Genomic DNA, 12037 nt, shown 5'->3' with positions numbered 1-12037 from the left:
TCAATGAAATCTTTAGCACTTTGTATACCTGCCTACAATGCAGCCTGGTGTTTACCAAGATTGTTAACATCGGCCCAAAACCAATATATAAAGTTTGATGAAATTTTGGTATATAATGATTGTAGTTCAGACAATACCCACGAGATAGCCCTAAAATATGGTGCAGTTGTTATCGACGGCGATGTGAACCGTGGTTGCTCTTTCGGAAAAAATAAACTTGCAGAAATGGTAAAATCTGAGTGGATCCATTTTCACGATGCAGACGATGAATTACTTCCAAATTTCACGAGCCTGGCCCACAAATGGATGGATAGGGAAGAGTGTCCGGAAGTGGTTCTTTTCAATTATGAATATCGGGACCATATCACCAATGAATTCATCAGTTTAAGAAAATTCGATAAACATAAGCTCGAAACCGATCCAATTAAATATGCAATTGCAGAACAGATCAATCCTTTTTGCGGTCTTTATAATAAAACGGCATTTTTAAATGCGGGCGGTTATGATTTAGATCCAAAAGTATTGTACAATGAAGATTGCGCGTTGCATATCTCTCTCGCCCTTCATCACCTCCGCTTTTCTTGTGAAGATGAAATAAGTATTATTAATTACAGAATAAATAATTCAATGTCTCAAACCAATAAGGAAAAATGTTTTCTTGCACAGTTTTATTTAATGGAAAAAACAGCTTTGAATGCGCCTTCAATTTATAATCATGAGATTGCCGTAAGATTTGGAGAGATTGCAACTAGTCTTGCTTCAATAAATAATTGGGAGAAAACAAAGGCTTCCTTATTGTTTGCAAAAAAATTAGGCTTAAATTCTATAAGTGCAAACAACAATATTCTGTTTAATGTAGTTAGCAAATTTAGTCCTCTCGCCGCTTTTTGGATCAGAGAAAAAATGATTAGATTGTTAAAGCCAGCATTAAGAAGATGAAAAAACCATTGGTTTCGATTATTATTCCTGCTTATAATGCAGCAAAACATATTGCAGCAAGTATACAATCGGCAATTAGTCAAAGCTGGGCTAACAAAGAAGTTATTGTAATTGATGATGGCTCGACAGATGAAACGCTCGACATCATAAAGTCATTCGATAACCAGGTGATAAAGGTTTTTCAGCAAGCCAATAAAGGTGCTGCCGCCACTAGAAACAAAGGACTATTAGAAGCAAAAGGCGATTTTATACAATTTTTAGATGCAGACGACATTCTTTCAACAGATAAAATAGAAAAACAGGTGTTAGCCATTGCAAACCATACTAATACTTTGGCTGTCTGCAGTACCGTTCATTTCGATGAACACCAGGCACATGCTTTATTTACACCTTCTCTCTACGAAGAGGAATTTCTGAAAACAAGTGATGAGCCTATTAAGTTTCTAATCAAACTTTGGGGAGGATTTGATGGAAAAGGATCGATGATCCAACCGAATGCATGGCTGATACCTATGCCGCTGATCAGAAAATCAGGACTATGGAACGAAGAGCTAAGCTTAGATGACGATGGCGAATTCTTTGCAAGAATTATTTTGAATTCAACAAAAATTGTAAAAGTAAGCGATGTCTTCAATTACTATCGAAAATATAAGAAAGAAGGAAACTTGTCTAGTCAAAGGACCTATAAAGATCTATCAAGTCTTTTGGCATCAATCTTATCTAAAAAAAAAGAACTTTTATCAAAAGAGGATTCATTAGCAGCCCGTTTTGCGATTTACCGTCTTCTATATGATGTGGCCATCAGAAGCTACCCCCAGTTTAAAGATATTTCAAAAAAAGCAATACACGAATTGCCATTGATAACTCCCTTAACCTATAAATTAGATTTTGGCAGAAAGGTTTTAAGCAAGCTGGCTTCTGTTTTAGGATGGAAATCCATCCGTTTAATACAATATAGTTATCAAAACTTGGCGAATAGAATAAGATGATAAAGAAAGCAGTAGTAACAATTGCGGTTGGAAGAATTTATTATCTTCAGCTAGCAAAAAACCTAATAAAATCTTTCCTTATTTGGAATGGAGAATCGGCAATCAAGTTGCTAGTGCTAACGGATAATACTACATATTTTGAAGAGTTCAGGAACAATCCAAAGGTTATTGTCAAATTACTGGCATTGGAAGAATCTCAGAAATCATTTACTTCAAAATTCTTATTAATTGACCATATTGTTGCTGAGGAAAATCTTTTTATAGATTGTGATTGTCTGATCTATAAACCTTTAGATTCCATTTTCGATACCATGTCTGCCTATGATTTTACAGCGATTGGCGAGGAACAAACGTCTGGTGATTTTTTTTGCGACATAAAGGAGATGATTAATAAATTCAACGTTATTGCCATGCCGGTTTTTGTAGGATCTGTTTACTACTTTAAGAACAATCACATTAGCAAATCGGTCTTTGCAAAAGCATTAGAACTCAAGGAGAGATATGATGAACTAGATTTTATTAGGCTTAGAGGAAAGGAGAACGAAGAGCCTCTATTTGCACTATCAATGGCTTTATATAATCAACACCCTATTCCAGATAATGAAACTATAAAAGCTGATAGAATGTTCTACAATACCTCTAATACCAATGTTTTAAAAGGAAAAACTAAACTGAAAAGAGTAAATCAGGCTGATCAATCAACGATAGTGTGTGAACCCGCAATAGTGCATTTTAATGATAGTTATAGCGAAAGTGCAAATTATTTGATGGAAGAAGCACGATTAAAAATTGCAGGCAGGAACAGCACTTTAGCTGAGATTGACATTATGTTTAGGTATTACTTTAAAGAAAGGGCAACCTCGATATTCAAATTTGTATTTAGGCCTATTTATCATTTCCTTCTTGGACCTTCAAAGGTTCATAGCAATAAAAGAGTCCAATGAAAATATTTCTTTCGTTTTTACAATCTACCACCAAACATCCTATAGCTGCTTATAGCTTTTGGGAACACTACATCAAAAATGGCATTGAAGAGGCAAAATGTAACTGGACAGAGTGTAAGGAAGTAGATTGGGCAAGAGGTTTAATACCACAATCAAAAAATCAGCTGGATGAGTGGAAGAGTTTTACTTGGGAAAAAACTGTAAAATTTATTAAACAAAATAAACCCGACTTATTTTTAAGCTATTTATATCCCGAACAAATAGACATCCAGGCAATTTCCGAAATAAAAAAAATGGGTATTCCTTGTGTTAATTTCTTTTGCGATAACATCAGGATGTTTAAACAGGCACCAAAAGAGTATGCTATATTTGATTTAAATTGGGTACCTGAATACATGGCAACAACGCTTTATCAAAATGCTGGATACCCATATATTAACCTCCCAATGCCGATGTGGGTCGATTATCAATATCGTAGGCAACGTGTTATTGAAAAAAAAGAAATTTCATTTATAGGTTCAAAAGATGTTCAAAGACATTTATTGTTCGAAAAACTATTCAAGGAATATCCAAATCTTGATCTGAATATACGTGGCACAGGATGGCTAGAGCAGAATGACAGCGCTAAAGAACTATATAACCCTATCTGGAGAAAAGCGAAAAATCAAATTGATTTTATTTCCAGATTCGGGATTAAGCCCTATTTAAATAAAATTAAAGATGGCAGAATTAGTCCAGTATTATCGAGCGCACTGAAAAGCAATCTAAAAGCCAAGCCAGATTTTAACGACTACATTAAAATAACGCGAGAAAGCCTGATTACCCTTGGCATAAATCGGTACCAAAGCTTTGATTATCCAATCAATGCCCCAAATACCTACTCGCGGTTAAGAGATATTGAAGCCCCCATGTATGGTGCATGTTATTTAACCGAATTAGCTCCAGGCCTAGATCAAATTTATGAAATCGGAAAAGACATCGAAGTTTTTTCAAATCATGCAGAACTTTATGAAAAAATTAAAGAACTAGAGAGGGACACTAAAAAGAGAAAAATGATGAGAGTAAACGGCCAGGAGAAGGCTTTGCATACCTTATCCATACCAAATTCAATAGCAAAAATAAGCACTTATTTCAATTTAAATCAATTCCACACCTTATGATCTGGTTTAACCGTTCAGTAAGTGGTGAAGGAGTAATTACTAAAATTCCAGAAAATAAATCACTTTAAATTGAAAGGTAGGCTTATCATATACTTTAAAAAACCACATCTAAAAGACCGATGGTTTTGGGGAGATCGTTATCTGAGGTCATTACTTCATTTTTTCAGAAAAAAAAACATCAGCAGCTTAGAGCGGGTTTTCATAAATCTTTGTAAAGCGCTTAAAGAAAAAAAAATATCATACATTAAAAATCTACCCTTTAGTAAAATTAAGGAAGAAGATAAAATTATTGTGCTTGGAATCGGCAAAAATGTATTAAAAGGCTATAATAAAAAGAATAAGATTGTAGCTGGAATAGGTTTAATGACACATCCAAATGAATGGCGAACTATATTCGAAGATTACCCCTTAGCGACATATCTGCAGCATTCTACCTGGACAGCAACAATATACAACAGATGGTACGGAGAAAACACCTCTAAAATATGGCCGGTTGGCATTGATACTTATTATTGGAAAGCCGAAGAAACAGCTGCCAGAAAAGATATTTTGGTTTATGTTAAGTTTTTATGGGATAAAGAAAAAAACACCACCGAAATTTTGCAACCAATTCTTAATCTACTTGATGATCATCAAATAGATTATAAACTCATAGCTTACGGATCTTATACCATTAAGGAATACAAAAAAATATTAACAAACAGTATTGGGATGATTTTCCTCTGCGAGCATGAAAGCCAAGGGCTTGCTTATCAAGAAGCGTTGGCTATGGATGTTCCTATATTTGCTTGGGATCAAGGATTTTGGTTAGATACCAATCGCTTTACTTGGGGAGAAAAAAATCCTGTACCCGCTAGCTCTATTCCTTATTTTGATGCTACTTGTGGGGAAAAATTCAAGGATTTAGAAGAGTTCAATAGTAAACTACCTAGATTTATAGAGTCTATAAAAAAAGGAAGATATGAACCTAGAAATTACATATTGAAAAATCTATCATTAGAAAAAAGTGCCGAAAGAATGCTAATGATTTTAAACGAAGCTTACGGATGAAGATTTTATTAATCATGGATCCAGGAATTTCGGTTCCACCGCCAAAATATGGTGGTCATGAGCGGTTAGTTTATATGTTTGCCGAAGAATATACTGCTTTGGGGCATGAAGTTGAACTTTTGGCTGGTCCAAATTCAAAGATTTCTGGCAAAAATTACAGTTTTGGGATCAACGATCTAAAGCGGGGAAAATGGCAGCGGTTAAAAGAAACGCTCTTTGCCTGGAAATTTCTGTTGCAGAAAAGCAAACAATATAACCTCATCCACAATTTTGGAAGGTTAGCCTACCTTTTACCGATATTAAATCAACCAGTAAACAAAATCATGACTTACGGTAGGCAAGTCGATGCAAAAAATATCTATTGGACTAATCGATTTCCTCACCAGAATTTAAAATTTACTGCTCCAAGTTACGATTGTATCAGCACCGCACAGCACATTGGAGATTGGACAAGGGTTTACAACGCTATCGATTTTTCAAAATACGATTTAACGACCAATCTACCCAATGATGCACCACTTATTTTTCTATCGAGATTAGACAAAGTGAAGGGTTGCCATATCGCAATTGATGTTGCCCTAGCTACCAATCAGAAGCTGATTATTGCAGGCAACATTTCAAATATTGAACATGAACAAGCCTATTTTGAAAAGACGTTAAAGCCAAAAATTGATGGTAAACAAATTAAATATGTTGGCGAAGTTAATGATGAACAGAAAAACCATTATCTCGGCATGGCAAAAGCTATGCTTTTCCCTATTGATGTGAGGGAGGCTTTTGGAATGGTCATGACGGAGAGCATGGCATGTGGAACGCCGGTAATTGCATTTCCAATGGGAGCTGTACCAGAAGTTGTTGATGAAGGAGTTACTGGTTTTGTGGTAAAAAACAGAGAAGAAATGATAGATGCGGTGGATAAAATTGCTAAAATTGACAGAACGCTTTGCAGAGCGCAGGCAAAAGAACGTTTTGATACACCGATCATTGCAGCTAAGTATTTAGGTCTTTTCAGATAATGGATAAAGTTTTATCATTTTTAGCTGCGCCGACAAAAATACCTGATCAACTAAACACTAAGTATTATCATTTCTTTAAATGGGTTTAGAGGAAATTATGAAATATTTCATTAAGTTAAAGTCGAAGTTTAGTCCAAAAACGACAATGCATCCGAGTACGGTTAAATGAAATCCTCATATCACATCGTATTAATTTCTTCAGGTCAGCCCTCGCTCAACCCCCGATTGGTAAAAGAAGCGGATAGTTTAAAAGAAGCCGGATATACTGTTACTGTAATTTACCAGTATTGGAACGAGTGGGGAACTGCATTGGACATGCAATTATTGCAAACAAAAAAATGGAAATCAATTAGAGTTGGCGGCGACCCGAGTGCAGCAAAATTTGTTTATTTGAAATCGCGCATTCGTCAAAAATTAGCTATGAAGTTGTCCAATATTCTCGGTTTTGGGTTTGGTTTCGCAGAAACCGCTATAACCAGATGCCTTACTGAACAAACAAACTTTGCGCAATCAATCAAAGCAGATTTATATATTGCACATAATTTAGGCGCATTGCCAGCAGCTGTTTCGGCATCGAAAAAGAACAAGGCGAAATGCGGATTCGATGCCGAAGACTTTCACAGATATGAAGTAACAAATAACAAAACATCACTTGATTACAAGATCAAAAAGTATATTGAAGACAAGTATCTTGCTCAGGTTGATTACCTAACAACGTCAAGTCCACTTATCAGTGCTGCTTATCAGGAGTGTTACCCGCAACTAAAGCCAATCACACTATTAAATGTTTTTCCACAACAACATATTTCAATGGTTGATCATACGGATAAGCCATTACAGCTATTTTGGTTTTCGCAAACTATTGGCTCAGCAAGGGGATTGGAAACTGTAATTGACGTGATAAACCACCTGGACGAATTGGCGTTTGAGCTGCATTTGCTAGGTAACCATGATGTGGAAATTATAGAAACTTTTAACAGTAGGTTAAAATCTGCCAAAAAAAGTAAAATCTTTTATCATCGTCCAATTCCAGCGGATGAGATTTTTAAATTTGCCTCACAATTTGACATCGGCTTAGCAACTGAGCTTAGTTATCCCGAAAATAGGGATATTTGCCTTACTAATAAAATTTTCACCTACGTGCAAGCAGGTTTGGCAATTATCGCAACTGATACGAGCGCTCAAAGCCAATTACTTGAAAACTACCCACATATGGGAGATACTTACGAAAATGGTAATATTGAAGCGCTTAAAAAATTACTTACTTTGTACGCAAATCATCGGGAAAAACTAGCAGCCAGAAAAAAACAAGCGTTAACCTATGGAAACGAAAAGTTGAATTGGAACCTGGAACAGCAGACATTTTTAGAACTTGTAGCCAATACTTTAGCCAATTGAAACGGGTTTTAATCATATCGCCACACTTTCCGCCCATTAACGCTGCCGACATGCAACGGGTGCGAATGAGCTTGCCTTATTTCGAAAGTTTTGGATGGACTGCAGAAGTAGCAGTTGTAAATCAAAAATACTCAGATTTGGCAAAGGACGAGCTTTTGTTACAAACGGTACCAGCAAACACAGTCATCCACAAGGTGAAAGCGTTGGCTAAAAAATGGACTAGTAAAATTGGAATAGGTGGTTTAGCCTTGCGCTCAATTTATCATTATAGAGAACAAATTAGTCGATTGCTAGCATCGCAAAAATTCGATTTAATTTATTTCTCTACAACACAGTTTCCGGTATGTATTTTGGGTAGTTATTGGAAGAAAAAATTTGGTATTCCGTACGTCATTGATATGCAAGATCCTTGGCATTCTACCTATTATCTAGATAAACCGAAATCGCAACGACCTCCAAAGTATTGGTTTTCTTATCGGTTAAATAAATATTTGGAACCAATCGCGATGAAAAATGTTGATGGCATCGTCAGCGTATCTGGCGCATATATCGAAACTTTGGAAAGTAGATACGCTTGGTTAAAAAATAAACCTTCCAGGATAATTACATTTGGCGCTTTGGAACAGGATTTTGTGATTGCTGAGAAAAACAAATCGAAACTTAAATTGGTGTATCAGACAGGTCCGAATCAAATTAACCTGATTTATATTGGCAGAGGAGGGTATGATATTCACCCTGCAATTAAATTATTATTTGAAGAAATCTTAGCTTATAAAGAAACCAATCCGGCTATCTTTTCTCGACTACATTTACATTTTATTGGTACGAGTTATTCTGCAAATGGGACCGGCGTTCCAACAGTAGCTCCTACCGCAAAAGAAATGGGTTTAAGCAAGAAAGTAACAGAATATACAGATCGCATAGGTTTTTACCAAAGCATTCGAAATTTGCAAGAAGCAGATGGTTTGCTCATTGTCGGCTCAAATGATGCATCATATACGGCATCCAAACTTTATCCTTACATCATGGCGAAAAAACCATTACTCGCGTTATTTCATCAACAAAGTGAAGCAGCAACCGTAATTAAAGATTGTAATGCCGGAAATTTAATCACACTTGATCATTCTTATCCGGCAGTAAAGCGTATTTTTGAAGCATATTTGGAACAGGTAATCGAGAAAAAATCTCCCAACACAAATTGGAAAGAATTTGAAAAATATACCGCAAAATCTTTAACCAAAAAACAGGTAGATCTGTTTGATGAAGTACTGGATTTGAAACACAGCAAACACCTAAAAAGTAAATTTTAAATATGCCGTTATACGTACAATATGGCTGCGGTTTTAGCGCTCCAAATACCTGGAAAAATTATGATGCCTCTCCTACTTTAAGATTTGAGAGAACTTGGCTAATTGGCAAATTTTACAAAAAAAACATTCAACCCTTTCCTGAAAATGTGCTGTACGGAGATATTGTAAAAGGTTTGCCCGAGCAAGAAAATACCTGCGACGGGATTTACTGTTCGCATGTTCTTGAACATTTGTCTTACCAAGACTTTCAGTCGGCATTGAAAAATACCTATCACATTTTAAAACCAGGTAGAATTTTTAGGTGCGTGGTGCCAGATTTGAAATTTGCCATAGCAAAGTATTTAGAAGATTATAATTCGGTAGAAAATCCAGCATCTGAGTTTATGAGGAGAACCTTACTAGGCAAAGAAAAAAGAAGCAAAGGTTTAACAGGTGTAATTAAAGATTATGCGGGCAACTCCAAACATTTATGGATGTGGGACGAAAAATCGCTGGTGTCCGAACTGGAAAAAAGTGGGTTTAAAAACTGTAGAATTTGCTTTTTTAACGATAGCAAAGATGAACATTTTAAATTTGTTGAAGAAGCCAACCGCTTTAATGAGGCCGTAGCAATAGAATGCACAAAATAGAAAAGCTAGCAATTATCATCAGTCATCCGATACAGTATTACACCCCAGTATTTCAATTACTGGCTAAACAGTTAGCACTAAAAGTATTTTATACCTGGGGTGAACAATCAATAGCTAAATATGACCAAGGTTTTGGCCGACAAATTGAATGGGACATCCCCTTATTAGAGGGCTATGATTATATATATTTAGAAAATATTTCAAAAGATCCTGGTACCCACCATCTAAATGGTATAATTAATCCCAGATTGATTGAAGAAGTAGAGGAATTTGAACCAGATGCAATTTTGATTTATGGCTGGGCATCGAAAAGTCACTTAAAGATATTGCGATTTTTTAAAGGAAAGGTACCAACTTACTTCAGGGGCGATTCCACCTTATTAGATCAACAAAAAAGCTTTAAGAGCGTATTAAGAAAATACTTTCTTAAATGGGTTTATAGCCATATTGATAAAGCATTTTATGTCGGAGAGGCAAATAAAAATTACTTCGAGAAATATGGATTAAAAGATCAGCAATTGCATTTTGCTTGTCATGCTGTTGATAATGAAAGATTTTCACAGGGGAGAAAAGTAGAGGCGGATCGTTTAAGACAAAAATTTGGCGTTGCTGATCAAGAAATATTAATTTTATTCGCCGGTAAATTTGAAGTAAAAAAAAATCCATCGTTACTATTGGAAGCTTTTAATGCATTGAATTTGGCCAATGCCCATTTACTATTTGTCGGCAATGGAGTGTTAGAGGGGAGTTTGAAAAGGAATGTTGACGGATTAGGAGCGAAGAAATCCTTTGACTACACTCAGGATGACAGTATAAAAAAGAGAATTCATTTTATGGATTTTCAGAATCAAAGAGAAATGCCTGTTGTGTATCAGGCCTGCGATCTCTTTTGTTTACCATCAAAGGGGCCAGGAGAAACATGGGGCTTAGCTGTCAATGAAGCCATGGCAGCAGGTAAAGCGGTTTTGGTTTCCACAAAAGTTGGCTGTGCCGTAGATCTTGTTAAGCCAGGAATTAATGGAGAAGTATTTAAATCGAATGACTTAGATGATCTTGTGAAAAAACTAGGAGAACTAACAGATAGAAAAGAAAAATTAACAGAAATGGGCATCCAATCCCAACAGATCATTCAAAACTGGTCATTCGAAAAACAAGTGAAAGCAATTGTAGATACTATTTACAGCGATGCAAAATAATAATCCTACAAGACTTATTTTAACTTTGTACTTTCCTGTTCTGGTTTGTTATTTACTAATCAATAGCCCGATCATATCTTATTTTGTGGCTTGGTTTGGCTCGCTATTTATTTTTTATACTTCCATACTATCACCAGCAGCAATTATTAAGCAGGATTTACCTATCCATAAGCAAATTATGCGACCCATATTTCTTACACAGCTCATTTTTGCAGGATTTATGTGTACCACTTCCATTTTTTACTTTATGGATCATTTGGGCTACCGGTATTTAACAGAAGTTAATTATGGCGCACAATTTAAAGAAAGTGAACAAACTGCACTGATTGCCAGTTGCCAACGAATGAGTTTATTGGCTCATGCAGCCTTGGTTACAGGTATGCTTATAGTTCAAAAGAATCGTATTACCATTAAAAGTGTAAAAACCTTTGAAGGTGATGATTTTTTAATCTGGCTGGGCATTATTGTTTTCGGGATTGGTTCATTAGCACAACGTTTTTCTGGGCTTAGCCAAATTGCCCTTCCACTCACCTTAGTCGGAATCTCTTGTGCAGCCGTATTATTTGTTAAAGGTTTCAACACTAAAAATATCAAATACCTAGGTATAGGCGCTACTATTTTCATCATTAATTTTATACATGCCTCGCTATCTGGATACAAAGAACCGATCATTATCAATGTGATCGTTATAGCTTGTGTATTTTTTCCCTATTATAAAAAGGCCATACTTTATTTGAGCATTCCTGTCGCTTACATATTACTCTATTTCCTACCAACGTATAATAACACTGTAAGACAAAGCTGGAGCGGTGAAGTAAGTGCAGAAGAAGCACAAAACCAGGCGTTTGAGAATTTGGGTTCAAAAAACGAAGAACAAATTGAAGATACCAACTGGGGGTTCCTTACCAGAAGACTAAGCGAAATAGAAATGTTCACCCAATTTGTAGACTATGTACCCAGTCATCATCCTTATTATGATTGGGAAATTGTAGAAAATTCTTTAGAAGGACTCGTTCCCAGAATTTTCTGGTCAGGAAAACCCAACATGGAAACCGTATCCATGCAGCGGGTTTATGATGCAGGTGTAGCACATCAAATGTCTACAGTATCTGCAAAAACACGCCCCGTTGTAGATGCCTATCTAAGCTGGGGTGTTGCTGGTGTATTTTTCTTTATGCTTTTATATGGCATGCTGGTCCAACATTTTTCTGATCTGGCAGAAAGTTTATTCGGCGGCTACGAACTCGGCTGTGTAATTATGTTCAATAGTATTTTTCAGGGACTCTGGAGAGGGAATAACTTTGAATTTATGTTCAATAATATTTTTTGGGGTTATGTAATTATGTGGTTTCTGTTTTACCTGCTTAGAACCATAAAAGTATTAAAACCGACATTTGACTAATACG

General features: G+C 35.9%; 11 protein-coding genes. All 11 read left to right on the top strand.

Annotated elements, in window-relative coordinates; translation table 11 throughout:
* The first annotated feature begins 3 nt into the window (after window positions 1-3).
* The 11 genes from ABD769_RS01885 to ABD769_RS01835 all read left to right on the top strand — a co-directional run bounded on the left by ABD769_RS01885 (window position 4) and on the right by ABD769_RS01835 (window position 12033).
* Window positions 4-939 carry a glycosyltransferase family 2 protein gene (locus ABD769_RS01885; protein ID WP_344848898.1) on the top strand — a complete coding sequence of 312 codons (936 nt, stop codon included), beginning with the start codon at window positions 4-6 and terminating at the stop codon, window positions 937-939.
* A complete protein-coding gene (locus ABD769_RS01880) occupies window positions 936-1928 on the top strand; it encodes a glycosyltransferase family 2 protein (protein WP_344848896.1) in 993 nt (330 codons plus the stop codon). Before ABD769_RS01885 ends, ABD769_RS01880 begins: the two co-directional genes overlap by 4 nt.
* Entirely contained in the window at window positions 1925-2872 is a 948-nt protein-coding gene (locus tag ABD769_RS01875; RefSeq protein WP_344848894.1) for a hypothetical protein, read from the top strand. The genes ABD769_RS01880 and ABD769_RS01875 overlap by 4 nt, the downstream gene beginning before the upstream one ends.
* Window positions 2869-4032 (top strand): glycosyltransferase family protein, encoded by a 1164-nt coding sequence (locus ABD769_RS01870; RefSeq protein WP_344848892.1) that lies wholly within the window; start codon window positions 2869-2871, stop codon window positions 4030-4032. Before ABD769_RS01875 ends, ABD769_RS01870 begins: the two co-directional genes overlap by 4 nt.
* A 69-nt stretch (window positions 4033-4101) precedes the next feature.
* Window positions 4102-5082: a glycosyltransferase family 1 protein gene (locus ABD769_RS01865; RefSeq protein WP_344848889.1), complete on the top strand. Its 981-nt coding sequence runs from the start codon at window positions 4102-4104 to the stop codon at window positions 5080-5082.
* Complete coding sequence (locus tag ABD769_RS01860) at window positions 5079-6098, top strand: glycosyltransferase (RefSeq protein ID WP_344848888.1); 1020 nt, start codon at window positions 5079-5081, stop codon at window positions 6096-6098. The genes ABD769_RS01865 and ABD769_RS01860 overlap by 4 nt, the downstream gene beginning before the upstream one ends.
* A gap of 165 nt (window positions 6099-6263) precedes the next feature.
* Window positions 6264-7496 (top strand): glycosyltransferase family protein, encoded by a 1233-nt coding sequence (locus ABD769_RS01855; protein ID WP_344848887.1) that lies wholly within the window; start codon window positions 6264-6266, stop codon window positions 7494-7496.
* Window positions 7439-8806 carry a glycosyltransferase family protein gene (locus ABD769_RS01850; protein ID WP_344848885.1) on the top strand — a complete coding sequence of 456 codons (1368 nt, stop codon included), beginning with the start codon at window positions 7439-7441 and terminating at the stop codon, window positions 8804-8806. Before ABD769_RS01855 ends, ABD769_RS01850 begins: the two co-directional genes overlap by 58 nt.
* 2 nt (window positions 8807-8808) lie before the next feature.
* Complete coding sequence (locus ABD769_RS01845; protein ID WP_344848884.1) at window positions 8809-9435, top strand: class I SAM-dependent methyltransferase; 627 nt, start codon at window positions 8809-8811, stop codon at window positions 9433-9435.
* The gene (locus ABD769_RS01840) at window positions 9423-10631 is read left to right on the top strand and encodes a glycosyltransferase family 4 protein (protein WP_344848882.1); all 1209 of its coding nucleotides are present in this window, start codon (window positions 9423-9425) and stop codon (window positions 10629-10631) included. The genes ABD769_RS01845 and ABD769_RS01840 overlap by 13 nt, the downstream gene beginning before the upstream one ends.
* Window positions 10621-12033: an exosortase Y-associated Wzy-like protein gene (locus ABD769_RS01835; protein ID WP_344848880.1), complete on the top strand. Its 1413-nt coding sequence runs from the start codon at window positions 10621-10623 to the stop codon at window positions 12031-12033. The genes ABD769_RS01840 and ABD769_RS01835 overlap by 11 nt, the downstream gene beginning before the upstream one ends.
* The last annotated feature ends 4 nt before the right edge of the window (window positions 12034-12037 follow it).

The sequence above is a fragment of the Pedobacter jeongneungensis genome (genome assembly GCF_039538295.1).
GTDB classification, from domain to species: Bacteria; Bacteroidota; Bacteroidia; order Sphingobacteriales; family Sphingobacteriaceae; genus Pedobacter; species Pedobacter jeongneungensis.
Note: the sequence above shows the minus strand (reverse complement) of the source record. Positions and strands in the feature narration are given on the sequence as shown.